Annotated in this window: 27 protein-coding genes; 12 read left to right on the forward strand and 15 right to left on the reverse strand. The window is 61.9% G+C overall.

Annotated features, from left to right (window positions below; genetic code table 11):
* The first annotated feature begins 35 nt into the window (after window positions 1-35).
* From nthA to BS629_RS18295, 3 genes are read left to right on the forward strand one after another with little or no spacing between them, the layout of a single operon-like run.
* Window positions 36-689, forward strand: a complete 654-nt coding sequence (gene nthA / locus BS629_RS18285; RefSeq protein ID WP_018242798.1) for a nitrile hydratase subunit alpha — start codon at window positions 36-38, stop codon at window positions 687-689.
* Complete coding sequence (gene nthB / locus BS629_RS18290) at window positions 686-1,345, forward strand: nitrile hydratase subunit beta (RefSeq protein ID WP_018242797.1); 660 nt, start codon at window positions 686-688, stop codon at window positions 1,343-1,345. The genes nthA and nthB overlap by 4 nt, the downstream gene beginning before the upstream one ends.
* Window positions 1,332-1,700, forward strand: coding sequence for a nitrile hydratase accessory protein (locus BS629_RS18295; protein ID WP_018242796.1), 369 nt, complete (start codon window positions 1,332-1,334; stop codon window positions 1,698-1,700). Before nthB ends, BS629_RS18295 begins: the two co-directional genes overlap by 14 nt.
* A 3-nt stretch (window positions 1,701-1,703) precedes the next feature.
* On the opposite strand, the gene BS629_RS18300 is transcribed toward BS629_RS18295, so the two are convergent.
* The 5 genes from BS629_RS18300 to BS629_RS18320 all read right to left on the reverse strand — a co-directional run bounded on the left by BS629_RS18300 (window position 1,704) and on the right by BS629_RS18320 (window position 4,371).
* A complete protein-coding gene (locus BS629_RS18300; protein ID WP_018242795.1) occupies window positions 1,704-2,486 on the reverse strand; it encodes an anti-sigma factor family protein in 783 nt (260 codons plus the stop codon).
* Window positions 2,483-2,998, reverse strand: a complete 516-nt coding sequence (locus BS629_RS18305; RefSeq protein WP_026188465.1) for an RNA polymerase sigma factor — start codon at window positions 2,996-2,998, stop codon at window positions 2,483-2,485. Before BS629_RS18305 ends, BS629_RS18300 begins: the two co-directional genes overlap by 4 nt.
* Window positions 2,999-3,032: 34 nt before the next feature.
* Complete coding sequence (locus tag BS629_RS18310; RefSeq protein WP_018242793.1) at window positions 3,033-3,413, reverse strand: COG4315 family predicted lipoprotein; 381 nt, start codon at window positions 3,411-3,413, stop codon at window positions 3,033-3,035.
* A gap of 156 nt (window positions 3,414-3,569) precedes the next feature.
* Window positions 3,570-3,989, reverse strand: a complete 420-nt coding sequence (locus tag BS629_RS18315; RefSeq protein WP_018242792.1) for a VOC family protein — start codon at window positions 3,987-3,989, stop codon at window positions 3,570-3,572.
* Window positions 3,990-4,035: 46 nt separating this feature from the next.
* The gene (locus tag BS629_RS18320; protein ID WP_032980482.1) at window positions 4,036-4,371 is read right to left on the reverse strand and encodes a cupin domain-containing protein; all 336 of its coding nucleotides are present in this window, start codon (window positions 4,369-4,371) and stop codon (window positions 4,036-4,038) included.
* 143 nt (window positions 4,372-4,514) lie between these two features.
* On the opposite strand from BS629_RS18320, the gene BS629_RS18325 reads away from it, so the two are divergent.
* Window positions 4,515-5,090 carry a MarR family winged helix-turn-helix transcriptional regulator gene (locus BS629_RS18325; RefSeq protein ID WP_018242790.1) on the forward strand — a complete coding sequence of 192 codons (576 nt, stop codon included), beginning with the start codon at window positions 4,515-4,517 and terminating at the stop codon, window positions 5,088-5,090.
* Between the two features lie 133 nt (window positions 5,091-5,223).
* Window positions 5,224-5,712, forward strand: coding sequence for an RrF2 family transcriptional regulator (locus BS629_RS18330; RefSeq protein WP_012758212.1), 489 nt, complete (start codon window positions 5,224-5,226; stop codon window positions 5,710-5,712).
* Between the two features lie 16 nt (window positions 5,713-5,728).
* Here BS629_RS18330 and BS629_RS18335 read toward each other — a convergent pair whose 3' ends face one another.
* The 4 genes from BS629_RS18335 to BS629_RS18350 all read right to left on the reverse strand — a co-directional run bounded on the left by BS629_RS18335 (window position 5,729) and on the right by BS629_RS18350 (window position 9,196).
* On the reverse strand, window positions 5,729-7,210 hold the full coding sequence (locus tag BS629_RS18335) for a mechanosensitive ion channel family protein (protein ID WP_018242789.1): 1,482 nt from the start codon (window positions 7,208-7,210) through the stop codon (window positions 5,729-5,731).
* Between the two features lie 196 nt (window positions 7,211-7,406).
* Window positions 7,407-7,823, reverse strand: a complete 417-nt coding sequence (locus tag BS629_RS18340; protein ID WP_018242788.1) for a cupin domain-containing protein — start codon at window positions 7,821-7,823, stop codon at window positions 7,407-7,409.
* A gap of 69 nt (window positions 7,824-7,892) precedes the next feature.
* Window positions 7,893-8,648, reverse strand: coding sequence for an SDR family oxidoreductase (locus tag BS629_RS18345; RefSeq protein ID WP_018242787.1), 756 nt, complete (start codon window positions 8,646-8,648; stop codon window positions 7,893-7,895).
* Window positions 8,649-8,716: 68 nt separating this feature from the next.
* A complete protein-coding gene (locus BS629_RS18350) occupies window positions 8,717-9,196 on the reverse strand; it encodes a carboxymuconolactone decarboxylase family protein (RefSeq protein WP_018242786.1) in 480 nt (159 codons plus the stop codon).
* Window positions 9,197-9,328: 132 nt separating this feature from the next.
* Between BS629_RS18350 and BS629_RS18355 the strand changes: the two genes are divergently transcribed.
* Window positions 9,329-10,255, forward strand: coding sequence for a LysR family transcriptional regulator (locus tag BS629_RS18355; RefSeq protein ID WP_018242785.1), 927 nt, complete (start codon window positions 9,329-9,331; stop codon window positions 10,253-10,255).
* 134 nt (window positions 10,256-10,389) lie between these two features.
* Window positions 10,390-11,517 carry an ATP-dependent DNA helicase gene (locus BS629_RS18360; RefSeq protein ID WP_018074216.1) on the forward strand — a complete coding sequence of 376 codons (1,128 nt, stop codon included), beginning with the start codon at window positions 10,390-10,392 and terminating at the stop codon, window positions 11,515-11,517.
* A gap of 76 nt (window positions 11,518-11,593) precedes the next feature.
* On the opposite strand, the gene BS629_RS18365 is transcribed toward BS629_RS18360, so the two are convergent.
* Window positions 11,594-12,286 (reverse strand): MerR family transcriptional regulator, encoded by a 693-nt coding sequence (locus BS629_RS18365; RefSeq protein WP_018242784.1) that lies wholly within the window; start codon window positions 12,284-12,286, stop codon window positions 11,594-11,596.
* A 452-nt stretch (window positions 12,287-12,738) separates the two neighbouring features.
* Between BS629_RS18365 and BS629_RS18370 the strand changes: the two genes are divergently transcribed.
* Window positions 12,739-13,491: a pyridoxine 5'-phosphate synthase gene (locus BS629_RS18370; RefSeq protein ID WP_026188464.1), complete on the forward strand. Its 753-nt coding sequence runs from the start codon at window positions 12,739-12,741 to the stop codon at window positions 13,489-13,491.
* Window positions 13,492-13,674: 183 nt separating this feature from the next.
* Here the strand turns inward: BS629_RS18370 and BS629_RS18375 are convergent, their stop codons facing one another.
* Window positions 13,675-14,562 (reverse strand): SDR family oxidoreductase, encoded by an 888-nt coding sequence (locus tag BS629_RS18375; RefSeq protein WP_018242782.1) that lies wholly within the window; start codon window positions 14,560-14,562, stop codon window positions 13,675-13,677.
* Between the two features lie 123 nt (window positions 14,563-14,685).
* Here BS629_RS18375 and BS629_RS18380 point away from each other — a divergent pair, with 123 nt between their 5' ends.
* On the forward strand, window positions 14,686-15,102 hold the full coding sequence (locus BS629_RS18380) for a winged helix-turn-helix transcriptional regulator (RefSeq protein WP_018242781.1): 417 nt from the start codon (window positions 14,686-14,688) through the stop codon (window positions 15,100-15,102).
* An 11-nt stretch (window positions 15,103-15,113) separates the two neighbouring features.
* Here BS629_RS18380 and BS629_RS18385 read toward each other — a convergent pair whose 3' ends face one another.
* The 4 genes from BS629_RS18385 to BS629_RS18400 form a co-directional block, all read right to left on the reverse strand.
* Window positions 15,114-16,322: an MFS transporter gene (locus BS629_RS18385; protein ID WP_018242780.1), complete on the reverse strand. Its 1,209-nt coding sequence runs from the start codon at window positions 16,320-16,322 to the stop codon at window positions 15,114-15,116.
* A gap of 110 nt (window positions 16,323-16,432) precedes the next feature.
* Window positions 16,433-17,056 (reverse strand): TetR/AcrR family transcriptional regulator, encoded by a 624-nt coding sequence (locus tag BS629_RS18390; protein WP_018242779.1) that lies wholly within the window; start codon window positions 17,054-17,056, stop codon window positions 16,433-16,435.
* Between the two features lie 60 nt (window positions 17,057-17,116).
* Complete coding sequence (locus tag BS629_RS18395) at window positions 17,117-18,034, reverse strand: bifunctional helix-turn-helix transcriptional regulator/GNAT family N-acetyltransferase (RefSeq protein ID WP_018242778.1); 918 nt, start codon at window positions 18,032-18,034, stop codon at window positions 17,117-17,119.
* Window positions 18,035-18,196: 162 nt separating this feature from the next.
* Window positions 18,197-18,916: an aspartate/glutamate racemase family protein gene (locus BS629_RS18400; RefSeq protein WP_026188463.1), complete on the reverse strand. Its 720-nt coding sequence runs from the start codon at window positions 18,914-18,916 to the stop codon at window positions 18,197-18,199.
* Between the two features lie 157 nt (window positions 18,917-19,073).
* Here BS629_RS18400 and BS629_RS18405 point away from each other — a divergent pair, with 157 nt between their 5' ends.
* From BS629_RS18405 to BS629_RS18415, 3 genes are all read left to right on the forward strand, one after another.
* Window positions 19,074-19,538, forward strand: a complete 465-nt coding sequence (locus BS629_RS18405) for an Lrp/AsnC family transcriptional regulator (protein ID WP_018242776.1) — start codon at window positions 19,074-19,076, stop codon at window positions 19,536-19,538.
* A 108-nt stretch (window positions 19,539-19,646) separates the two neighbouring features.
* A complete protein-coding gene (locus BS629_RS18410) occupies window positions 19,647-20,912 on the forward strand; it encodes an NAD(P)/FAD-dependent oxidoreductase (RefSeq protein ID WP_018242775.1) in 1,266 nt (421 codons plus the stop codon).
* A gap of 317 nt (window positions 20,913-21,229) precedes the next feature.
* Entirely contained in the window at window positions 21,230-23,176 is a 1,947-nt protein-coding gene (locus tag BS629_RS18415; protein ID WP_018242774.1) for an elongation factor G, read from the forward strand.
* The last annotated feature ends 47 nt before the right edge of the window (window positions 23,177-23,223 follow it).

Genomic DNA, 23,223 nt, shown 5'->3' on the forward strand with positions numbered 1-23,223 from the left:
TTAGAAAGAGCGGGCAGTTTCGGGAGGGCATCGCCTTGCACGACCATGACGACGACCATGCTCACGGAGATGAGCACGCCCACGGGCACGATCATGACAATCATTATTCCGACATGCAGGCGCGCGTGAAGGCGCTGGAAACGCTGCTGACGGAGAAGGGGCTGATCGATCCGGCGGCGATCGATGCGATCGTCGATACCTACGAGACCAAGGTGGGACCGAGAAACGGCGCCCATGTCGTCGCCAGGGCTTGGAGCGATGCCGATTTCGCCGACTGGCTGAAGCGCGATGCGACGGCGGCGATATCAAGCCTCGGTTACACCGGCCGGCAGGGCGAGCACATGCGTGCCGTCTTCAACACGGCCGAGACCCATAACCTCGTCGTCTGCACGCTTTGCTCCTGTTATCCCTGGTCGGTGCTCGGCCTGCCGCCGGTCTGGTACAAAGCGCCGGCCTATCGCTCGCGCGCCGTCATCGATCCGCGCGGCGTGCTGGCCGAATTCGGGCTGATGCTGCCTGAGAACCAGAAGATCCGCGTTTGGGATTCGACGGCGGAGCTGCGTTACCTCGTCATTCCCGAGCGGCCCGAAGGTACGGAAGGCATGGACGAGCAGTCGCTTGCCGATCTCGTCAGCCGCGATGCGATGATCGGCACGGCCGTTGCCCGCAAGTCGGAGAGCGCCACATGAACGGACCGCACGATCTCGGCGGGCAGATGGGCTTCGGGCCTGTCGCGCCCGAAAAGGACGAGCCCTATTTCCATGCCGATTGGGAAAAGCGGGCACTCGGCATCACGCTTTCCTGCGGCGCTTTCGGCGCATGGACGATCGATGAAAGCCGGCATGCGCGCGAGAATATTCCGCCGGCCGATTACCTCGCCGCCAGCTATTACGAGATCTGGATCCGCGGCATCGACAAGCTGATCGAACGGCATGGCTTTGCGACGCGTGCGGAATTGCTGTCCGGTCATGCGCAGCAGGCAGGAGCGGTTCCAAAACGCGTGCTGAAGGCGGACATGGTGCCCGCCGTGCTGGCGAAGGGCGGGCCTTGTGATCGTCCTGTCGAGACCGCGCCGCTCTTCGTGGTCGGTGAGGCGGTGAGGACGAAGAACTTCAATCCGGCGACGCATACGCGCCTGCCGCGTTATGCCCGCGCCAGGACCGGTGTGGTCGAGGCGGTGCAGGGTTCGTTCGTCTTTCCCGACGACAATGCGCATGGCAAGGGCGAGAACCCGCAATGGCTCTATACGGTCGTTTTCGACGGTGCGGAGATCTGGGGCGAGGATGCCGATCCAACGCTGACGGTGTCGATCGATGCCTGGGAGGGCTATCTTGAGCCGGCATGAGACATCGCCGCTGATGCAATCGTCCGGGCTGCCGAGGTCGCCGAAGGGCGAGCCGGTTTTTCCCGAGCCGTGGGCGGCGGAAGCTTTTGCCATGACCGTGCACCTGCACGCAAAAGGCCTCTTCAGTTGGAGCGAATGGGCTGAAACGCTTTCCGCGCAACTGCACAAGCCTGGCCGGGCCGAAGATGGCAGCGACTATTTTGACTGCTGGGTGGCTGCTCTCTCGGACCTCATCGTCAACCGCGGCATCGCCGATGCGGATACGATCCAGGCACTGCAACAGAGTTGGCAGCGGGCGGCGGAAGCGACGCCGCACGGCCGGCCGATCGAGCTCGGCAACGATCCCTCACGCTGATCCTCACGACGGGAATTGCTTGTAGCACTCTTCTGCTACCTCCCGCAGCGTCTCGCGGGAGATTTCGCCGGTGACGGCATAACCGAGTTCGCCGTCGATCCAGTAAAAGGTCTCGATATTGCCTGATGAGGCGAAGCGGAAGCTCGTCGTGCTATTTTCCGTGTTGCGGCCAACCAGGACAGTCAGGCGCTCGCCAGCCTGGTTCTCGTACATGAACATGGCGCCTGGCCGGCCATCGACCGGCAGCAAGCGGCCGCCAACCAGCTTGAAGCCGAGCGGCTGCAGGTTCGGGATCTTGAGATTCTGGATTGCCAGACGCTTGCCGAGCCAGGTGGCAAGATGAGCCTCCTCGTCGGCGAAGACCTCGACGGGGTGGCGAACCTCGGCGGCATAGACCGTGAAGGCGGTCTCAGCCTGTTTCGGCAGGGTTTCGGAGCCGGCAAGCTGCAGCTCCGGCTTTTCCAGAAGTGCCGGGCCATAATGGCCGCTGACGGCGCCGAGCGTGAAGACGAGGAGGGCTGATGCGGCGATCGCCCAGCGTTTCGGCCCCGATGAGACGGCGCGCGGGGGGGCGAAGAGCAGAGGATCGCTGTCCTTCGCCTTCTCATAACCGGCAAACAGCGACCGGATGGCCCCATTCTGCGCCTGCCATTCGGTAACCATCGCCGCCTCGTCGGGATTGTCGGCCAGGAAGGCCTCGATGCGGGCGCGCGCCGTTTCCGGCAGCTGGCCGTCTGCATAGGCGTGGAGGTCGGCTTCGGTGACGTTCGGATTGGTCTCGTTCATTTCGGTCTCCGAAGCGTAATGATGTTGTCGGCCTTCAATCGCTCGGCGACGCGCCGGCGGGCGCGTGACAGGCGGGACATGACGGTGCCGATCGGGATATCGAGCGCGGCGGCGACCTCCCCATACGTGTATCCTTCGATGACCACGAGCATCAGCACGGCGCGGTGCTCCTCTGAAAGGCTGTTCAGCGCATCATCCAGGCGGGCGCGCTCCAGCGGATCGGCCGGCGGTTCGGACGCGGCCAGATCCTCTGCGGCGTCAAGCTCGACGAGGCCGTCGCGCGCCTTGCCGCGTCGGCCGTTGCGGTAGAGATTGGTCATGATGGTCAGGACCCAGGCGCGCAGGTTGAGGCCGCGCCATTGGCCGCGGCGCGTGAGAACCTTTTCGACGCAATCCTGGAGCAGATCCTCGCCATCAGTATCCGAGCGTGTCAGGCTGCGCGAATAGCGCCTGAGCGAGGGCAGGAGGGCCAGGATCTGGCCCTCGAAGGTTTCGGGTGCGGGTGGTTTCACGCCGGCAGCTTTCTTGTGATCGGGGACTTCGCGATCAAGGTTTGGCAAGATCCCAGTTGCCGCCGACGCCATCGCCGGTGATGTCGCCGGCCTTCTTGTCCTTGACCCAGAAATAGAGCGGCATGCCGTCCTTGGCCCATTGTTTCGTGCCATCCTTGCGATCGACGATCGAATATGCACCATCGGCCTTGGCATCACCAGCGGCCATCAGCGGCGGCCAGTTCTTGGCGCAGTCGTCGTTGCAATTGGAAACGCCCTTGACGTCCTTCTTGAAGGTGTAGAGCGTCATGCCGTTTTCGCCGGCAAGCACCTTGCCCTTTTCGGATTCGACTGTTTTGACAGGAGGCGCGGCGAAAGCAGCGGTCGCGGCAAAGGTGGCAGCCGCCACGACGGACAGAAATTTCACGGATTTCATGGTGTCTCTCCTCAGATTGGGCACGCAGTCTTGCGATACCTGAGATGAGACACGAGGCGAGGCGGTTTTATTCCATAGCGCCGGAAAAGTTTTGATGGCGGGCGTGGTAGGCCGAAGCCGGTTTCGTCGCGCACATCGCGCCCGGCGCCTTGCCGGCTATTCTCCGGTGGCGGCCGCAGCCGCCGCCATGTCGACCCACACTGCTTCGAATATATGGCCATCGGGATCCTCGAAGGCGCGATTATAGAGCCAGCCCATGTCCGTCGGCGCGCGCGGATCGGCCTTGCCGCCGGCCACTCCGGCCGCCTCGACGATGGCGTCCACCTCTTCACGGCTGTCTATCGTCAGCGCGATCAGCATCTCGCTCGTCTTCTGCGCTTCGGCAACGGGTTTCGGCGTGAAACTCGCGAAGAAATCGCGCGTCAGCAAGTGGAAGATAATCGCTTCGGACCAGACCATGTTCGACGCCTGGTGATCGCTGAACTGTTCATTCTTGCTGCACCCGATCGCTTCATAGAAGCGGGTGGCAGCGGCAAGGTCTTTCACCGGCAGGTTCACGAAGATCATCTTGGGCATGGCAGTTTCCTCCTCTTCCTTCCCCTTTCGGGGCGACGGTTTCTTCTCACACAAACTCCTGCACGATCGTATCGCTGGCATGAATGCAGACGATTTCGAGCCGTCCCGTGCCGACATTCTCGAAACGGTGGGGAATGTTGGCGGCTACGACGACGATATCGCCTGGAAAGGCGCGGGTTTTGGCGTCGCCCACGGTGAACTCGGCTTCACCCTTCCTGACCGCCCATGTCTCGGAATAGGGATGGACGTGCAGGTCGGGCCCCTGGCCGGGCTCGTTGTCGACGAGGAAGAGCGATATCTCGCCGCCATAGTCGCGGCCTTCGAATCGGACAGTGCGGCTGTGATTGGGTCGCACTTCCTGGTGGCGAAGAATCCTGAACATCACGTGCCTCCCGCTCGTTCTGTCTATGAATACAAAACTATCTTCTCGAGAAGATATATTCTTAAAACTATCTTCTTGTCAAGGTATCTTCCGTGACTCGCGTGGAAGGTGTATGTCTCGCTTGTGTTGATATGAGGCAGAGAATGATGAATGGAACTGAAGGGGACCGCGACCGCCCGGGGGACGAGGACCGCCCTGGGGATGACCATGTCGACCGGCTGCGCCGGCAATGGGCGGTGGAACTGCCGGACCTCGACACGGAGCCGATGGCGATCCTGGGGCGGGCCTTTCGGTTGTCGAACCTGGTGCGCCCCAGCATCGAGGCGACCTTTGCCGATTTTGGCCTCGACCGTGGCGAATTCGACGTGATTGCAACGCTTCGCCGTTCCGGAACGCCTTACCGGCTGACGCCGACGGAGATGTATTCGGCGCTAATGATCTCCTCGGGAGGCCTGACCCACAGGCTTGACCGGCTGGAGAAGGCGGGGCTGATCCGCCGGGAGAAATCACCACGCGATGGGCGCAGCGTGCTAGTGGCATTGAGCGAAGCGGGTGCGGCACTCGCCGAAAAGGCTTTCCGCACCGACATGGCGAGCGAAGCTTCTTTTCTGCAGGCTCTTGACGGAAAGGAGCGCGAGGCGCTCGCTGCGCTGCTGCGCAAGCTGATCGCCGGAATTGAAAATGAGCAGGCGCGAGGAGAGGATGAGAACGCGGGCTGAGTGGAGATCGGAGCCCGCATCGCCGTTCAGGCAACAACACGCTGCTTTTGCGGCTCATTTACATCGTGTCGGTTTTCGGATATGATATGTCCTTAATTCCATTGGCAGAGCCAGCCATCACACGAGTTGCTGAATGATCCTGAAAAGCCAGGTCGAGTGGGCGCTTCACTGCTGCGCCATTCTCGCGGGCCTGCCAGAGGGCAGGTATCTTTCCACCAAGGCGCTCGCCGAGCTTCATGGTCTGCCGAAGGAATATCTCTCCAAAGCACTGCAAAGCCTTTCGCAGGCATCGCTTGTCGAGACCACGCTCGGCCCGAGTGGCGGCTACAGGCTTGCCAAGACCCCCTCGGATATCAATTTTCTCGAGATCGTCGAGGCGGTCGAGGGGAAGGCCCGCAGCTTCACCTGTACGAACATCCGGGCGAACAATCCCTGCCGGCCGGAAGGATACTGCGACAGCAAGCCATGCGCGGTCGCGCGCATCATGTGGGAGGCCGACGAGGCCTGGCGGGATACGCTGAGGCGCGTCCGGCTTTCCGATCTGGTCGGCACCTTGTCCGAGGAAGTGCCGGCCGACATTTGGCGGAGCACGTTCGAATGGGTGCTCAAGCGCGCTGGCTGAGCGGGGGTGCCGATCTCTACGCCTTGAAGATGGTCCTGATGGTCTTCAGGATGGCATGCGCACTGCGGGCATGTTCCGGGGGCAAGGAGGCGCCGTTGCGGAAACGCTCGGCGCGGCTGGCGAGATGGTCGGCGACTTCTTCCGCCAGCGCCGGGCGTTCGCTTAGCAGCGGCGCGAAGGCCTCTTGATCGATCTCATACGCGGTCACGGAGGTCAGAGCTTCCAGGGTGCAGGCTTCCTGCATGCCCGCGAGCAGGCCGGTCTCTCCGAAAAAATCACCCGGCGCGAGCCGCCCGCGCTCCTCATCTCCGTGCCGCGCCGCGATGATGCCCGCCCGCACCATCATCAGCGACGGGAGCATTTCGCCCTCCCGCACGAGGACATCGCCCTTGCGGAATTCCCGCACGGCCGTGGTCTCGGCGAGTTTCTGCTTTTCATCTGATGTCAGCGTCGCAAAGATCGGAATGGCCTCGATCAGTTCGAGCGGCGTTACACGGGGCGGTCGTGCGCTTTCTTCGGTCGGCAGATCGCCCGTCAGGACTGAGGCCGCGGCCGGAACAGCCAAAAGCAGTCCGGCCGATTTGCAGTGACGATAGACGAGATCGAGCACCTCGTTTCGTGCTGTCACCCGTTGGCTCGGGCTCGTCACCCGGAACTGCAGCTCGACCTCCAGCGCCGTGGCATCCAGCCCCTTGAGCGCCACGACCGGCGGCGGTTCGCGCACGATCGAATTGCAGCTCGCCAGCGCCGTTGCCATGACGTGCCGGACTGATGCCGGCATCCGCGTCGGAGCGATGCGGATAGTGAGGACCAGGAGATGGGTCTCGTCCGGCCGGCTTACATTCGTCAGGCCGAGCTTTGCCAGAAAACTGTTCGGCAGAACGACGACATTGTTTGCGCTGGTCAGGATGTGTGTCGCGCGCCAGTTGCTTTCGACGACGCGCCCCTCCGTACCGTCGCTGAGAAGGATCCAGTCGCCGATGATGTAGGGCCGGCCGAGCGTCAACGCGATGCCGGAGAAGACGTCGGCGAGCGTGTTCTGGAGCGCCAGGCCGAGAATAATGGCGACGACGCCCGAGGTCGCGACGAGCGTGCCGATCGGCACGCCGAAGACGAAGGCCAGAACTGACAGGGCCATGCCGATATAGACGACGCCGATGACGAGATCCTGGAGCAGGCGGGCCTCTCGCGGACTGCCCTCCAGCACCAGATACAGCCTGATGAAACCGATGACGGCCCATGCCAGATGGATCCACCAGAGCGATTTCGCGACGATGACGAGCAAAGCCTGCGGATCCTCGGACTCATATCCTTGAAACCGGTGTGGTTCGATGCCGCTGACGACGAGGATCAACGTCATCATCGCGAAGAAGAGGATTTGCACCACCAGTCGCGTCGTCGGCCGTTGGCGGGAGAGAAGATGCCAGACGACGATACCGGCCAAACCTATCGTAATGAGGGATATCAGAGGTTTACCGAAGAGCGCGTCGTCAATCATCTCTCTGTCTCCGGAATGGGGCGAGCCGCCCATGATTCAGCATCTAGACCGCCCGCGCAAGCATCGGGGCTTGCGCAGGCGGTATCGCATCGGCCCGAAAATCGGAACCGGTTTTTGGAAAGCACGATGCGAGGGTTGAAAGTGTTACAGCGTCCTTTGCGCGTCTGAAAGACGCGCGGCGCTGTAATGCGGATCATCACTTCTTGAGCGGATAGGTCAACTCTTTCTGCTTGGTATCGACGACAAAGACGGCGAGCAAGCGGGCTGGCTTCGTTTTGCTGCCGTTGGCGCTGACACCATGGCGGTCGCCCGGCATTTCGGAGAAGCTCTCTCCGGCATGATAGACCTTGACGGGGCCGTCGTTGACCTGGCTGCGGATCGCTCCTTCGAGCACGGTGGCGTAGATGAAGGCCGTATCGGGATGGGTGTGGCCTTCGGAGAAGCCGCCTGGGCCGTACTCGACCAGCACGCCCTTGATGCTCTTGCCCGGTACGTTTGGAAGTTCGTGTTCATAGACGAGCGTCACCTTGGCAGCTTTGCTGCCCTCATCGGCGCTAGCGCCCGTGGCTGCCAGAAGGGCGAGCGCACCGGCGAGGAATGATGTTCTGATCATCGGAATCTCCATGGTTGCAGGGTTGGGGCAGGATGCGCCCGAGTGGCCGCGTCCTCAGGGCAAGTCGGATCACTTTGGTTGGGCGGACTTTGCGAACCACTGCTCGAAGGTGATCGAGCCGAGCCGCGGGTTGTTGTCGGAAACGAGCGACTGATCGTTGAGTCTCGCGCCGAAATATTTCGCCTCGGCATCGGCCTCGACGGTGCGCGAATCTTTCATGGCCTTCAGATACCGGGCGACGAGTTCGCTGAGGCGCGCCCGTTCCGGACCTGATATCTCGATCGTCGCATTGGCGGGCGGTGCGAGAGCCACATCCGCCATGACATCGGCGACGTCGTCGGAAACGATGGGCTGCACATAGGCCGGCGACAGGCGGACCGTCTGGCCGACCGTCCCCGATTGGGCGATGCCGCCGAGGAATTCCATGAACTGCGTCGAATGCACGATGGTATAGGGAATGCCCGATGCCTTGATCAGCTTTTCCTGAGCGAGCTTGCCGCGGAAATAGCCGCTTTCCTGCAGACGCTCGGTGCCGACGACGGAGAGGGCGATATGGTGCCTGACGCCGGCGAGTTTTTCGGCGGCGAGAAGATTGCGGCCCGAGGTCTCGAAGAATTCGAGCACGGCCTTGTCTTCGAAGGAGGGCGAATTGGCGAGGTCGAGCACAACTTCGGCGCCTGAGAGCGCCTCCGCCAATCCTTCCCCGGTGATTGTGTTGACGCCGGAGTTCGGCGATGCGGCAATCACGTCATGTCCGCGCTTGCGCAGGCGTTCGACAGTCTTCGAACCGATGAGGCCGGTTCCGCCGATGACAACGATTTTCATAATGGATCTCCGTTCGCCGCCGGGGTGCGGCAGCGTCAAAGGTGAATCTTCTCAAGGAATTGCGCGGTTTAGTTCAGGCCGGCCTTATCGAGGCCGTAGGCCTTGTCGGCCGTGCCGGGCACGGTCTTGAAACCGACATTGACACGGTTCCAGGCATTGATGGCCATGACGACAAAGGTCAGGTCCGAGATTTCCTTCTCGGAAAGCTGGCCGCGAACCCGTTCGTAAATCTCGTCTGGAATGCCGCCCTCGGGAAGGTTCGTCAGCGCTTCGGTCCAGGCAAGGGCTGCACGCTCGCGGGGAACGAATAGGTTCGATTCCCGCCAGATGGCGACGTGATAGAGACGCAGTTCGGTCTCGCCGTGGATCTTTGCCTGCTTGACATGCATGTCGAGGCAAAAGCCGCATCCATTGATCTGCGAGGCGCGGATTTCGACGAGGGCCTGCAGCTTCTCGTCGATCACGCTGCTGCGCAGAGCCATGCTGAATTCCATGAACTTCTTGAAAAGCTCGGGGGACTGCTGGGCGTAGTTCAATCGCTGGGTCATGTCATTTCTCCTCTAATTAAGGATGTAAAATATCCTTATGGATAAAAGATATCCTTAATTGCTGGACTGTAAAGCCATTCTCGCTTAGGCTGGCGGCATAAAGCCTATGCGCAGAAGTATGAGGGGGCAGGGATGGATATCGTTTCGGCATTGCGGACCTTTCAGCGCGTCGTCGAGACGGGCTCGTTTTCGGCGGCGGCGCACGATCTCGATGTGACGCAGCCGGCGGTCTCGCGACAGGTCGCGGCCCTCGAGGGCCATTTCAACATCCGCCTCCTGCATCGCACGACGAGCGGCCTGTCGCTGACGGCGGAGGGGGAGCGCATGCTGCCGATGGCGCTCCGGATTCTCGAAGCCGTGGAGGAGCTTGGCGATGCCGCCGGATCGGATGGAGCCATGGCTTCGGGAAAGGTGAGGCTGAGCGTTCCCGCGCCGCTCGGCCTCTATCTCAGCGAACGGCTGGGCGATCTTCTTGCCGCCCATCCGAAACTCTCTGTGGAACTGCTCCTCAGGGAACAAAGCTCCGATATGATCGAGGAACGCCTCGACGTCGAAGTGCGTCTGGGTTCCGTCGCAGACAGCAGCCTCGTTTGCCGGCGGATCGGCTGGACGACGGCATTCCTCGTCGCCTCGCCCGCCTATCTCGCGCGCAAGGCGTCTCCGAGGACGCCGAAGGACATCAAGGACCATGAATGCCTGTGCTACAGCAGAGCCGGCGATGCCTGTTCATGGTCGTTCTCGAACGGCTCGGAAGACATATCCGTCAGGATCTCGCCGCGGCTGACCGCGTGCAGCGCCGTCGCTATTCACAGGGCGGCCCTTGCCGGCGCAGGACTGGCGGTGCTCTCCCACATCGTCGCCGTGCCGGATATCGTCGCCGGTCGGCTGATCCCTGTCATGAACGACTTTCAACCGACCCGGCTGCCGATCTATGTCGTCTATCCCTCACGAAGAAACATACCGTTGCGCGTCAAAGCGGTTCTGGACTTTCTGACCGATGCCATCGGGCAGGACCCGTCAATGTGCGCGAGCAGCGCGGGCCGGCGGTGGGAGGGATGACTGTCGGCGGGCGGCTTATCGTGCACGGCGGAAGCTGCAGCGGGTTTGGCGCCGGGCGGATTTGCCGTCATTGGCCTTGCCTCGCCAGTTTCCGCCTTGCCTAAAGGCCGCGAATCCTGCCAAGTCCTGCGATCATGCAATTTGCGCCGCAACAAGACGAAGCCCTGAAGGCTGTTTCGAAATGGCTGAAGGAAGGGCGCTCGCCGCTCTTTCGCCTGTTCGGCTACGCCGGGACAGGGAAGACGACGCTTGCCAAGCATTTCGCCGAGAATGTCGATGGCGACGTGCTGTTTGCCGCCTTTACCGGCAAGGCGGCGCAGGTGCTGCGCTCGCGCGGCGCCTCCAACGCCCGGACGATCCATTCGCTGATCTATCGGCCGCGCGGCGAGGAGGCGGTGGAAGACGAGGAAACAGGCAAGACCTCGATCGCGCCGATGTTTTCGATCAACCGGCAGAGCCCGGTCGCGAAGGCGGCGCTGATCATCGTCGACGAATGCTCGATGGTCGACGAGGCGCTCGGCAAGGATCTAATGAGCTTCGGCACGCCGATCCTAGTGCTCGGTGATCCCGGCCAGTTGCCGCCGGTTACCGGTGGCGGCTACTTCACCAATCAGGAGCCGGACTACCTGCTCACCGATATCCACCGCCAGGCGCGCGACAATCCGATCATCAAGCTCGCCATGCAGGTGCGCGAAGGCAATGAGGTGATGTACGGTGACTACGGCACGGCCAAGGTGATCTCGAAGAACGAGGTGACGCAGCAATTGGTCCTCGACGCCGACCAGGTGCTCGTCGGCACCAATAGGACGCGTCGGCGCTACAATCAGCGCCTGCGCGAGCTGAAAGGCTTCAATGCCGATTATCCCCAGACCGGCGACAAGCTCGTCTGCCTGCGGAATGATCCAGCCAAGGGCCTGCTCAACGGTTCGCTCTGGCAGGTAATGACCTCATCCAAGGAAACGACGAAGCCCGGCATCAATCTGCTCGTCCGCCCCGAAGACGATGACATGGACCGCGGGGCTGCGAAGATCAAGCTGCTGAAACAGGCCTTCGAGGACGTCGAGGGCGAGATCCCCTGGAACACCCGCAAGCGCTATGACGAGTTCGACTACGGCTATGCGCTCACCGTTCACAAGGCGCAGGGTTCGCAATGGAATGATGTCGTGCTCTTCGACGAGAGCTGGGCGTTTCGCGACACGCGGGAACGCTGGCTCTATACCGCGATCACGCGCGCGGCGGAGACGCTGACGATCGTTCGCTGATCCCATCGCACCCGCAGGTCGCATCTGCTGATCGGACAGAAGAAAGAGGAGACGGTGGCGGCCGTCGGGGCGTGATTCATGCCTGCACGATGCCGAGCAGAACTGCCTTGGCGATGGCCTGGAAGCGGTTGTTGGCGCGGAATTTCAGGATGATTCCGGCCTCCAGGTCACGGGTTTCGTCATGCTTCAGGTCGAGCGCCCGGGCGATGCGTTGGGTGGAATAACCCTCCGCCATCAGTTCCAGGCAACGCCGCTCCTCTGCGGTCAGGCTTGCACTGTCCTGATTGTCGTTTAACGGCGGCTCCTCGACGCTGCCGTCGTAATCCAGGAGGTCGCCGACCTGCTGGAGCTGGCGGTGCAGCGTCGACATCTCCGCCGTCAGTTCGCGTTTGCGTACCTGCAAGGCCTCGCGGAACATCGCCTCGGCCGTTTCCTGCGAATCAGCCTTGCGGAGTTCGTCCATCAGTTCCTGGATGACGGCGATCGGCATGCCTGTATCGCGGCAGACTGTGATGACGGCCATGCGCATCACATCATCCTGGCCGTAGACCCGCATCAGGCCGATGCGGTTGGCTGAAATCAACCCTTTCTCTTCATAGAAATGCAGTGTTCTGTGCGTGACGCCGAATGCGTTTGCCATGTCGGCAATGGGCACCGGACCGTCCGGTAGATCCGGCGGTAGCGCGGCTGAAGGCAGGAACCGATATTTCGATCGGGCCTCCGAAGCGATACCGGCGGTGGCAAACAGGCGTTTGGAACCGTCTGGCATGAACCCTCCTGGGGCATGTTGTTGCACCTCATGCGGTTTTGCCAGTTGCTTCCCATGCGCGGCGAGTGGGGTTTCCTCTAGGCGTTCTTCTCAGTGGGAAAGAAGCAGTACGCGGCGTACTCTACGCGATACGATGTCCACGTTATGCGTGAACGATCTTTTTTATAAGTGCTAAAAATAATCTCTTTTAAATGGGATAGCAACTTTGCCGGCATATTTTGCCGGGTTCTTGGGTGTGTTGCACAAAAACAGGTGCTGCACTGCGGGATCTGGTGGTCCTCTTCAAAGCCGACGGGATTTACTATCTGCGGTACGCGCGCGGCAAATGCTCAGCGTAATTTCGGTGCCCATCAGCGATTGGCATCGCATCCATTTGTGAATCTCGTTGGCCATCGCGGAGCACTTGGCTTAAAAGCAGGGGCCTCCCATTTCCGTGACCGATGGATCTCGCCATGCCCGCCAAGCTCTCCGTGAACCTTAACGCCGTCGCCATGCTGCGCAACCGGCGCGACCTGCCCTGGCCGAGCGTCGAAGCGCTCGGGCGTATCGCGCTGAAATCTGGTGCGAGCGGCCTGACGGTGCATCCGCGCCCCGACCAGCGGCACATCCGCTTTTCCGACCTGCCGGTGATCCGCAACCTGATCGACGACGAATTCCCCAAGGCCGAGTTCAATATCGAGGGCTATCCCACAGAGGAATTCTTCGAACTCTGCGCCGGGGCGGCACCCGAGCAGGTGACGCTGGTGCCTGACGATCCCGCCCAGGCGACCTCCGATCACGGCTGGGATTTCCGCAAGCACCAGGCGTTCCTGACGGATGCCGTCGCGCGGCTGAAGACGATGGGATGCCGGGTGTCGTTGTTTGCCGATGGTGACGGGGACGCACAGGCGGTTGAGATCGCCAAGGCGGTCGGCGCCGATCGGATCGAACTCTATACCGGCCCCTATGGCGGTTGCTTCGACGCGCCGGAGCGGGCAGGCCCGATTCTTGAAGCGCTTGGACGGACGGCCGATGCAGCCGTCGCAATCGGCCTCGCCGTCAATGCCGGCCACGATTTGACTGTGGAAAACCTGCCAGCGCTGGTGAAGCGCGTTCCCGCTCTTGCCGAGGTTTCGATCGGTCACGGGCTGACCGCCGATGCGCTGGAATACGGCATGGCGGAAACGGTGCGGCGCTTTTGCCGGGCCTGCGGGCAGGCGGTCTGATCAGGGCGTCTCTTTCAGTGCTTTGACTGGAATCGAATCGCGACGCTTCTGATCGCGATTCACACAATGCGCCGCGCAGGAAGAGTCTGAAATGAAGAAGTTTTTCGCGTCTAAAGTCCGGTGGCGCTGCATCCCTGCAGCAAGCGCAGGGATGCAGCGAAAGGCTCAATGGGCGGCATAGCCTCAGGCGGTCAGGGCCGCCTTGTGCTCTACGAAGAAATCCTTCAGCGGCTGCGGCTGTTTGCCGGTCAGCTTGGTGAAGTCTTCGGTGACGATGTCGAACTTGCCGGCACGGGTGTTGGCGTCGGCAGAAACCAGCATGTCGGCGACGAAACCGGGAAGGCCGGCGCCGCGCATGCCCTGGCCGAGTTGTTCATCATTGACGTCGATCACCTCTAGCGGCTTGCCGGCGACCTCGGAAACGATGGCGGCGATCTGCCGGTTGTTCAGCGATTGCGCGCCGGTCAGCGTATAGGTGGCGCTCTCCGAGGTGCCAGAGGCAAGGGCTGCGGCAATCGCCAGGGCGCAGTCGTCACGCGAGATGGTCGAGACCTTGCCGTCGCCCGTGGCGCTGTACCATTTGCCACCCTGCAGGTTGTGCGGCATGCCGTGCAGGTAATTGTCGTGATACCAGGCGTCGCGGATGATCGTATGGGCGATGCCGCTTGCCTTGATGGCGTTTTCACTGCCGAGATGATCGGGCGCGAAGGTGACAAGCGAATCCTCGGGCGCGGGCATCGAGGTGTAGGCGATGTGCTTGACGCCAGCCTTGACGGCCGCTGCAACGGCGCCCTTGTGCTGGGCGAGGCGCTTGCCGGGAGTGTCGAGCGCATCGGTGCTGATGATCAGCAGCCGGTCGACGCCGGCGAATGCTTTTTCCAGGCCTGCCGCGTCATCGAAATCGGCCTTGCGGGTGACGACGCCCTTCTTTTCGAGTTCGGAGAGCTTTTCCGGGCTGCGCGTCGCCGCGACAATGTTGCCGGGAGCGACCTTGTAGGTCTCGATGAGGTGATGGATGACACGCTGGCCGAGCTGCCCGGCAGCGCCGGTGACCAGGATGATTTCGCTCATACGTCGTTTCCTTCTGTGCTGTGCCAGTGGTCTCAAAAAGAGAGTAACACTAGAATAGGAATTGACTTAACGATGTAAAGGAGGCAGTTTTTCGGCTCTACGTTACCAAAAGGGAACCAGCAGATGAGCGGTGCGGTCGTCAGTCTGAAGAACAGGATGCCGGGCGCGCGGCGCGAGATCGATCTCGCCGGCCTCGATTTCGGCAATTGCCCGGTCAGGGACATGATGCAGCAGATCGGCGGCAAATGGTCGACGCTGCTACTCGAGGTGCTGGCGGATCGGCCTTATCGCTTCGGCGAGCTGCGGCGGATGATCCCCGATATTTCGCAGCGCATGCTGACGCAGACGCTGCGCGACCTGCAAAGGGATGGTTATATCGACCGCGACGTCTTCCCGACCAAGCCGCCGAGCGTCGAATATTCGATGACCGAACTCGGACGCTCCCTCTACCAGCCGCTGTCGCAGCTTCTGAACTGGGCGGAAGCGAACCATGATGCCGTTCGCGCCGCCCGTTCTCATTTTGATTCCGCCGACAAATAGGCCGCCTTCCTCTACTTGCCGCGTCCTTCCGTCAGGAACAGCAGGAAGGCCAACGCCGGGAAGCAGAAGCCGATCCAGGCGGTCATCGTCCAGCCTCCGGTCGCATAGGCCCAGCCGCCGAGCGCCGAGCCGAGCGCGCCGCCGGCAAAGAAGGTTGCCATGAAGAGGCCGTTGAGCCGGCTGCGGTGTTCCGGGTTCAGCGCATAGATGGCGCGCTGGCCGCAGACGAGATTGGTCGTCACGCCGAAATCGAGAAGGATTGCCGCTGCCGTCAAGAGCAGCAAAGCACCAAGCGAGCCATCGCTGGCGAAATGGCCGATCAGGAAGGCAGCCATGCCGAGCAGCATGGCAAGCGTCGAGGCGATCTTCGTCATGCCGCGGTCGGCAAGCCGGCCGGCGATCGGCGAAGCGACGGCGCCGGCCGCACCTGCAAGCGCGAAGAGGGCGATGCCGTTCTGCGTCAGGCCGAAGGCCGGGCTTGCGAGCAGCAGCGGCGTCGTCGTCCAGAACAGGCTGAAGGCGCCGAACATGCCGGCCTGATAGAGCGCCCGGCGCTGCAGGACGCGCGAGGTGAGCGCCAGATGGCCCATGGAGGCGAGCAGCTCGCCATAGCGCAGCTTCGTTTTCGGCACGCGAACCGGCAGGTTGATGCGCAAGACGACGGCGAGCACGAGCATGAGCGCTGCGGTGACGTAATAGACCACGTGCCAGGAGGAGGCCTCGGCGACGAAGCTTGCGAAGGGGCGGGCGAGCATGATGCCGCAGAGCAGGCCGCTCATGACGTTGCCGACGACCTGGCCGCGTGTTGCATCCGGCGCCATGTTGGCAGCGAAGGGAACCAGGACCTGAACTGCGACCGATGAAAGACCGATAGAGAGCGAGGCGACGAGGAAGGTCGTGGGCGTCGACGACAGCGCCGCGCCGATGAGCGCGACCGCGGAGACAGCGATCAGCGTCAACACCAGACGGCGGTTTTCGGTGAGGTCGCCGAGTGGCACGATCAGCAGCAGGCCGAGGCCGTAGCCGATCTGCGTCAGCGTGACGATCAGACCGGTGGCGGCAGGCGTGAAGCCGAGATCGGCACTGATCGGGCCGGCCAGCGGCTGGCCGTAATAGAGATTGGCGGCCACCAGCCCGCAGGCGGCGGCGAAAAGGAAGGTTAGCCAGGGCGATAGCGCCCTGGGAATGGCCTCATCCGGCGTGGTGGCTGAAATGCTCATCAGAAACTCCGGTATTCAAAGATTGAAAGGATTGAATGCAAAAATGCTGGCTGCGGCCACCCGATCCTTGACCGAATGCCGGTATTTCTCTCGTCCACGGTGTGGATTGTTCAGGTCACGAGCTTCATCGCGGCCTCGGCCGCAGACAGCATCTCTTCCCTGCTGCGTCCTGTTTTGCCGATGACGCGCAGGCCCTTGGTAAAGCAGAGGAAGGCGAGGGCGGCGGCATCCGGGTCTACTGTCTTCGGAATGGTGCCATCTGCCTGGCCGGTGCGGATGAGATCGGCCATCAGCTTTTCATCCGCGGCAAAGGCCGTCACGACGTGGGCAGCGGCTTCTTCGTCAAGCAGGGCGAAGTCGTTGGCGCCGCCAACGACGAGACAGCCTTTGCGGCCGGCTTCGCCATAGGAGAGCTCGGTATAATACATCACCATCTGGAAGACCTTCTCGCGACCGGTCTTCGCAGACGCGATCATCGCTTCCAGCCGCCGTCGGCCGAGTTTTCGATAATGGGCGAAAGCAGCGAGAAAGATGCCGCGCTTATCTTTGAATGCTTTGTAGATGCTCCCGGAAGCAAGACCCATTGCTTCGGTCAATTCGCTGATGGAGGCGGCATGGTAGCCGCGTTCGGAAAAGACGCGCAGCGCTGCATCGAGTGCTGCGTCCATATCGAACTCACGCGGACGGCCACGGCTGCGGGTCTTTGCTTCTGGTGTGAGAGTGGCAACGGTCATGGCGCTTAATTAGGGAATGAACGTTTCCAAATCAAGTGAAATTTCTGCGACGCAGCAAATTCAGAGATCGAGCACCCAGTTCTGGCCGTTCGCCTCGGGGCCGAACATCTTATGTCTCTCCTCGGAGACAAGACGAAAGCCCGCCTTGACGTAGATGGCGCGGGCGGTCTCCAGCATGTCGTTGGTCCAGAGCGAGAGTTCGCGGTAGCCCTTCTGCCGGGAGAAGTGGATGCATTCGTCGACCAGCAGTTTGCCGAGCCCGAGACCGCGGGCTGATTTGTCGACATAGAGCAGGCGAAGCTTGGCGATGCCGTCGCCGCCATTGGTGACGAGGACCGAACCGACATTGATGCCGCCGCGTTCGGCGATCCAGCAATATTCTTTGGCCGGATCGAAATTGGCGAGGAATTTTCCGGCGACCTCGGCGACCAGCGCCTCGAAGCGCAGATCCCAGCCATACTCTTCTGCGTAGAAGCGGCCCTGGCTCTGAACGATCCAGCCGATATCGCCGGCGCGGTGGGCGCGGATGATGGCCGGCGCGGGCTTCGCCGCCGGGTCGAGCAGCGCGCGGATCGTGTGCATGGCGGAGACGGCGGCCTCCGGTTCGCCAGTCGCCAAGCGATCGAAACGAGCGGCGATCTGCGCATTGGAGCGTCGGCCGAGTTCCTCGAACGTCTCTCGTCCCTGATCGGTGACAATGATGACCTGGCTGCGAAGATCTGCCGGGTCGCGGTTGGTTTCGATCAGCCCTTCGGCGCGAAAACGCTTTAGGATGCGGCTGAGATAGGCCGGGTCGAGCTGCAGGTCGCGGGCAAGCGCTACAGCACTGATGCCCCCATGCGAGCCGATCTCGAAGAGGATGCGGGCATCGGTCAGCGTGAAGGGCGTGTCGAGATAGGCCTTGTTCAAGAGGCCGAGGAAGTTCGTATAGAAGCGGTTGAAATCGCGGGCGGTTTCAATGAGCGATAGGTTAGACATGATGATCTCCAAATGGAGATCTTGTCAGACCGCCGATAAAGTCGGCCAACATCCTCGGGATGAGGCCGAGTCAAGAACGAGGTTTGTCAACAAGCTGACAAGAATCTCCAGATGGAGATCTTGTCCCGCATTTAATGGACTGAGTCAACTAATTCGCTGATGTCAGGCCGCTTCTTCTTCCGCGGTCTCGTCTGCACCGAGCGCGAAATCGACCGCCGCTCGCGCATGGATCGCTGTGGTGTCGAAGCCCGGCAGCGGCAAATGGTCGGGATCGAGGATCAGGCAGATCTCGGTGCAGCCGAGGATGATGCTGTCGGCGCCGTTGTCGATGGCGTGTGCAATCACCGCCATGAGCTTGTCGCGAGAGCTGTCGAGCACCTTGCCGGCGCAGAGTTCGTTGAAGATGATGTCGTGCACGGTCGTGCGGTCGCTAGCATCTGGCACCATGATATCAACACCAAGGCTCTTCATGCGGTCGCTGTAGAAGCCGTGCTCCATCGTGTAGCGAGTGGCGAGCAGCAGCGGGCGCTTCCGGCCGGCCGCATGCAGCGATTTCGCCGTCTCGTCGATGATATGAATCAGTGGCACAGAGATCTTCTCCGCGACCTTGTCGGCAATCAGATGCATGGTGTTGGTGCAGATGAGGATGCAGCCGGCGCCGGCGATCTGCAGGCGCAGAGCCACGTCGGCGAGGCGACGGGCAGCCATATCCCAGTCGCCGGCCTTCTGAAGGGCGACGATCTCCTCGAAGTTGACCGAATGCAAGATGAGTTCGGCCGAGGCGAGGCCACCCTTGCGGTCACGCACCATCTCGTTGACGAGGCGGTAATAGACCGCCGAACTTTCGAAACTCATGCCGCCGATCAGGCCGATCGTTTCCATTTCTTCATGCTCTCCATGCTTCTGAACTTCGAAAATGATGCCGCAATCCCGGCGCGGCGTGTTTGCGTTGTTTGTCTCTCGTTTCAGATTGGTGATGGGATTTTGCGTCATTTTATGAAATCATGCAAAAAAGAGGCGAGAGGTTTATGTTCGACACATGCTTGATGATCGCGACAGACGCATTCTGGACATGCTGCAGAAGGATGCGGGCATATCCGTGACCGATCTTGCCGAGCGCGTGGCGCTTTCGGTGTCGGCGTGTTCGCGGCGCATCCAGCGGCTGGAGGAGAGCGGCCATATTGCCCGGCGCATCGTCGTGCTCGATCGGGACAAGATGGGTGTGCCGACAACGGTCTTCGCTCTGGTCAAGACGGCGCATCATTCCGACGAATGGACGGAGACCTTCCGCAGGATCATCAGTGACTTTCCCGAGATCGTCGAAGCGCACCGGCTGACCGGCAACCACGATTACATCCTGAAGATCGTGCTGCCGCGCGTCGAGCATTACGATGTGATTTACAAGCAGATCGTGCGCAAGATCGAGCTCTTCGACGTCTCGGCCTCGATCTCGATGGAGCTTCTGAAGGGCGGCACGGCAATCCCTGTGGGGTACGCCGATTGAGTCAGCTCCACCGACCGGGATGCAGGGGAGGTATGCCGAAACGTCAGTTGCAACCTTTGCGGCGAAGGCCACATTGACTTTGAGCGAAATGGCGCAAAGGGGCAGGTCATGAGCGATCATCATGTCGTCGTTGTCGGCGGCGGTTTCGGCGGGCTGCAGCTCGTCAACGGGTTGAAGGGTGCCGGCGTCAGGATCACGCTGGTCGACCGGCGTAATCACCATCTCTTCCAGCCGCTGCTCTATCAGGTGGCGACCACCATTCTCTCCACCTCAGAGATCGCCTGGCCGATCCGCCGCCTCTATGCCGACCGGCCTGACGTGACGGTGCTGCTCGGCGAGGTCACGGGCGTCGACAGTGGCGCGAAGACTGTTTCCTTACGCAACGGCATGACTCTTGGTTACGATACGCTGGTGCTGGCCACCGGAGCGACGCATGCCTATTTCGGCCATGACGAATGGGAGCCGGTGGCGCCCGGCCTGAAGACGCTGGAGGATGCGACGACGATCCGCCGGCGCGTGCTGCTTGCCTTCGAGAAAGCGGAGATGGAGTCCGATCCGGCCGTGCGCGATGCGCTTTTGACCTTCACCATCGTCGGGGCCGGGCCGACCGGTGTCGAGCTGGCCGGCATCATTGCCGAGCTTGCGCATTTCACGCTGCCCAAGGAATTCCGCAACATCGATACGCGCAAGACCCGCGTCGTGCTGGTCGAGGCTGGGCCGCGGGTGCTGCCGACCTTCGCCGAAGAGCTTTCGGCCTATGCGCAGAAGGCGCTGGAGAAACTCGGGGTCGAGATCCATCTCGGCAAGCCGGTGACCGAATGCAACGCCGACGGCGTGAAGATCGGCGAGACCTTCGTTGCCAGCCGGACGATCGTCTGGGCAGCCGGGGTCACCGCCTCGCCGGCGGCGCGGTGGCTTGATGTTGCAGCCGACCGGGCAGGGCGGGTCGTGGTCGAGAAGGATCTGAGCGCGCCTGGTCTGCCCGACGTCTTCGTCGTCGGCGATACCGCGTCGGTCATGCGCGAGGACGGCAAGCCGGTGCCCGGCATTGCGCCCGCCGCCAAGCAGCAGGGCGGTTACGTCGCCAAGGTCATCCGCGCCCGCATATCCGGCAAACCGGCGCCGGCGCCTTTCAAATATTGGCACCAGGGGAGCCTGGCGACAATCGGCAAGAGTGCGGCGATCATCGATTTCGGCCGGATCAAGCTCAAGGGCTGGATCGCCTGGTGGATCTGGGGCATCGCCCACATCTACTTCCTCATCGGCACCCGCTCGCGCTTCTCCGTCGCCTGGAGCTGGCTGTGGATCTATCTCAGCGGCCAGCACAGCGCCCGGCTGATCACCCAGCGGGAGACGATGCGGGAGGAGGGATAGACGGGAGATTTTTATTCGCCGTGCAAATACGGTGTTGGATTCCTGTGGCATATCTTGGGCAAGCCTTAAGGGCGCGGGCATGACAAAGCATAGGGGTATTCCACGGCCCCCGACACAGGAAACCACTCCCGGCGCGCCCGCACCGTAAATGCAATACACCCAACCTTGACATATCTCCGCACACACCCTTAGCATTTCACCCGCGTATCCCAACCACCGGGAGTTACGCATCCAGCCGTAATAACGGGTAGAGGTTTCAATGCGCCGATTCACTTCTCACGAAAATCACATCCGAAATTCCGAGAAGTTGGTGGTTTATGCGCACTTTGAATCTGGGCATCCTCGCCCATGTGGATGCAGGCAAGACTAGCCTTACCGAAAGACTGCTTTTTAACGCCGGGGTGATCGACAAGCTCGGCAGCGTCGATACCGGCAATACACAGACGGACACTCTCGAACTCGAGCGGCAACGCGGCATCACGATCAGGGCCGCGGTGGTGTTTTTTGTGATTGGCGAGAGGGTCGGCAATCTGATCGACACACCCGGTCACCCGGATTTCATCGCCGAGGTCGAGAGGGTGCTCGGATTGCTGGATGCCGCGGTCGTCGTCGTTTCGGCGGTCGAGGGCGTGCAGGCGCAGACGCGCGTGCTGGTCCGGGCGCTGCGGCGGCTCGGCGTTCCCTTCATCATCTTCGTCAACAAGGTCGATCGTCCCGGCGCGCGCTATCGGGATGTGATGGAGGCTCTTGCCGCGCAGCTGTCGGTCCGCCCCATCGCCATGTCCTCGGTGATCGACGCCGGAGCCAAGCTTGCCCGCGTGGAGGCGCTCGCTCCGGGAGACGAGCCGCTGTTTTCGGCGCTCGGCGAGACGCTCGGGGAAAATGACGAGGCGCTGCTCGATGACTATGTCGTCGCTCCCGATCGGCTGACGGAGGCAAGGCTCTGGCGCTGCCTGGCTGACCAGGTAGCGAGAGGCCTCGTGCATCCCGTCTTCGCGGGCGCCGCGATGACCGGCGCCGGCATCCCCGCTTTGGCATCGGCCATTGCGACGATCCTGCCCGAGCGGCGCCCCGATCCGGATGGTCCGGTGGCGGGCAAGATCTTCAAGATCGAACGCGGCTGGGGCGGGGAAAAGCTCTCCTACATCTACCTGAACTCCGGCACGGTGCGGCTCCGGCAATCTCTGGGCCTGCCCAAAGGCCTGGAACGGGTTACCGCGATCCATGTGTTCGAGGCCGGCCGGGTTCATGGCGCCGAGAGCCTCCGCGCCGGGCAGATCGCGCGCGTCAGCGGCCTTGCCGGCGCCCGCATCGGTGATGCTGTAGGCGGAAATCCTTTGGGCGAGTGGGCTCACTTCGCGCCGCCCGCGCTCGAAACCCGCGTTCTTGCCCATCGGCCTTCCGACAAGGCGGCGCTCTGGCTGGCGCTTAACCAGATGGCCGAACAGGATCCCTTGATCAATCTGCGCCGGAACGAGGAGGCGGACGAAGTCTACGTGTCGCTTTACGGCGAGGTGCAGAAGGAGGTTATCCAATCGACCCTGCTGACGGATTTCGGCCTCGAGGCAAGGTTCGAGGAGAGCACGGTCATCCTGGTCGAGAGGCCATTAGGGACCGGGAGCGGCCTGCAGATCCTCTTCAAGGAGCCCAATCCGTTTCTCGCGACCGTCGGCCTGCGCGTCGAGCCGCGCGCCCCTGGAGCAGGCAACAGCTTCGCGCTCGAAGTAGATGTCGGCCAGATGCCGGTCGCCTTTTACCGGGCGGTCGAGGAAACCGTGTTTGAGACGTTGAAGCAGGGGATTTTCGGCTGGCAGGTCATCGATTGCCACGTGGCGATGACGGCAGCCCGCCACAGCTCGCCCGCAAGCACCGCTGCCGATTTCCGGCAGCTGACGCCGTGGGTGCTGGCAACGGCGTTATCGGCCGCACAGACCGTCCTCTGCGAGCCGGTCGACCGCTTTCATCTCGTCGCGCCCATGGAGAACTTGAGCGGCGTGCTCACCCTGCTTGCAAAATCGGCGGCGGCGACGACGGATTCGGTGATCGCCGATGGCGTCGCACGGCTCGAGGGCACCATGGCGTCTCAGATGGTCCAAAGCGTCCAGCAGCAATTGCCGGGCCTGACGAGCGGGGCGGGGACCATGGAAACCTCTTTCGATCACTACGCCCCGATCGCCGGCCCGCCGCGCCTGCGGCGGCGTTCGGGGCCAGATCCGTTCAACGGCACCGAATATCTGCTGCGCCTAAGGGTTGTTCCCATTTAAGTACAGTAGTCTGGCGACGCATAGAGAACGTAGATGTAGGGCTATTC

It is taken from the genome of Rhizobium leguminosarum bv. viciae USDA 2370 (assembly GCF_002008365.1).
GTDB lineage: Bacteria > Pseudomonadota > Alphaproteobacteria > Rhizobiales > Rhizobiaceae > Rhizobium > Rhizobium leguminosarum.

Bases quoted from the DNA above. Each gene is read 5' to 3' on its own strand.
- nthB (WP_018242797.1), top strand. From the start codon at position 686: ATGAACGGACCGCACGATCTCGGCGGGCAGATGGGCTTCGGGCCTGTC.
- BS629_RS18300 (WP_018242795.1), bottom strand. From the start codon at position 2,486: ATGAACGAGACCAATCCGAACGTCACCGAAGCCGACCTCCACGCCTAT.
- BS629_RS18310 (WP_018242793.1), bottom strand. From the start codon at position 3,413: ATGAAATCCGTGAAATTTCTGTCCGTCGTGGCGGCTGCCACCTTTGCC.
- BS629_RS18315 (WP_018242792.1), bottom strand. From the start codon at position 3,989: ATGCCCAAGATGATCTTCGTGAACCTGCCGGTGAAAGACCTTGCCGCT.
- BS629_RS18320 (WP_032980482.1), bottom strand. From the start codon at position 4,371: ATGTTCAGGATTCTTCGCCACCAGGAAGTGCGACCCAATCACAGCCGC.
- BS629_RS18325 (WP_018242790.1), top strand. From the start codon at position 4,515: ATGATGAATGGAACTGAAGGGGACCGCGACCGCCCGGGGGACGAGGAC.
- BS629_RS18330 (WP_012758212.1), top strand. From the start codon at position 5,224: ATGATCCTGAAAAGCCAGGTCGAGTGGGCGCTTCACTGCTGCGCCATT.
- BS629_RS18335 (WP_018242789.1), bottom strand. From the start codon at position 7,210: ATGATTGACGACGCGCTCTTCGGTAAACCTCTGATATCCCTCATTACG.
- BS629_RS18340 (WP_018242788.1), bottom strand. From the start codon at position 7,823: ATGATCAGAACATCATTCCTCGCCGGTGCGCTCGCCCTTCTGGCAGCC.
- BS629_RS18345 (WP_018242787.1), bottom strand. From the start codon at position 8,648: ATGAAAATCGTTGTCATCGGCGGAACCGGCCTCATCGGTTCGAAGACT.
- BS629_RS18350 (WP_018242786.1), bottom strand. From the start codon at position 9,196: ATGACCCAGCGATTGAACTACGCCCAGCAGTCCCCCGAGCTTTTCAAG.
- BS629_RS18355 (WP_018242785.1), top strand. From the start codon at position 9,329: ATGGATATCGTTTCGGCATTGCGGACCTTTCAGCGCGTCGTCGAGACG.
- BS629_RS18360 (WP_018074216.1), top strand. From the start codon at position 10,390: ATGCAATTTGCGCCGCAACAAGACGAAGCCCTGAAGGCTGTTTCGAAA.
- BS629_RS18365 (WP_018242784.1), bottom strand. From the start codon at position 12,286: ATGCCAGACGGTTCCAAACGCCTGTTTGCCACCGCCGGTATCGCTTCG.
- BS629_RS18370 (WP_026188464.1), top strand. From the start codon at position 12,739: ATGCCCGCCAAGCTCTCCGTGAACCTTAACGCCGTCGCCATGCTGCGC.
- BS629_RS18375 (WP_018242782.1), bottom strand. From the start codon at position 14,562: ATGAGCGAAATCATCCTGGTCACCGGCGCTGCCGGGCAGCTCGGCCAG.
- BS629_RS18380 (WP_018242781.1), top strand. From the start codon at position 14,686: ATGAGCGGTGCGGTCGTCAGTCTGAAGAACAGGATGCCGGGCGCGCGG.
- BS629_RS18385 (WP_018242780.1), bottom strand. From the start codon at position 16,322: ATGAGCATTTCAGCCACCACGCCGGATGAGGCCATTCCCAGGGCGCTA.
- BS629_RS18390 (WP_018242779.1), bottom strand. From the start codon at position 17,056: ATGACCGTTGCCACTCTCACACCAGAAGCAAAGACCCGCAGCCGTGGC.
- BS629_RS18395 (WP_018242778.1), bottom strand. From the start codon at position 18,034: ATGTCTAACCTATCGCTCATTGAAACCGCCCGCGATTTCAACCGCTTC.
- BS629_RS18400 (WP_026188463.1), bottom strand. From the start codon at position 18,916: ATGGAAACGATCGGCCTGATCGGCGGCATGAGTTTCGAAAGTTCGGCG.
- BS629_RS18405 (WP_018242776.1), top strand. From the start codon at position 19,074: ATGCTTGATGATCGCGACAGACGCATTCTGGACATGCTGCAGAAGGAT.
- BS629_RS18410 (WP_018242775.1), top strand. From the start codon at position 19,647: ATGAGCGATCATCATGTCGTCGTTGTCGGCGGCGGTTTCGGCGGGCTG.
- BS629_RS18415 (WP_018242774.1), top strand. From the start codon at position 21,230: ATGCGCACTTTGAATCTGGGCATCCTCGCCCATGTGGATGCAGGCAAG.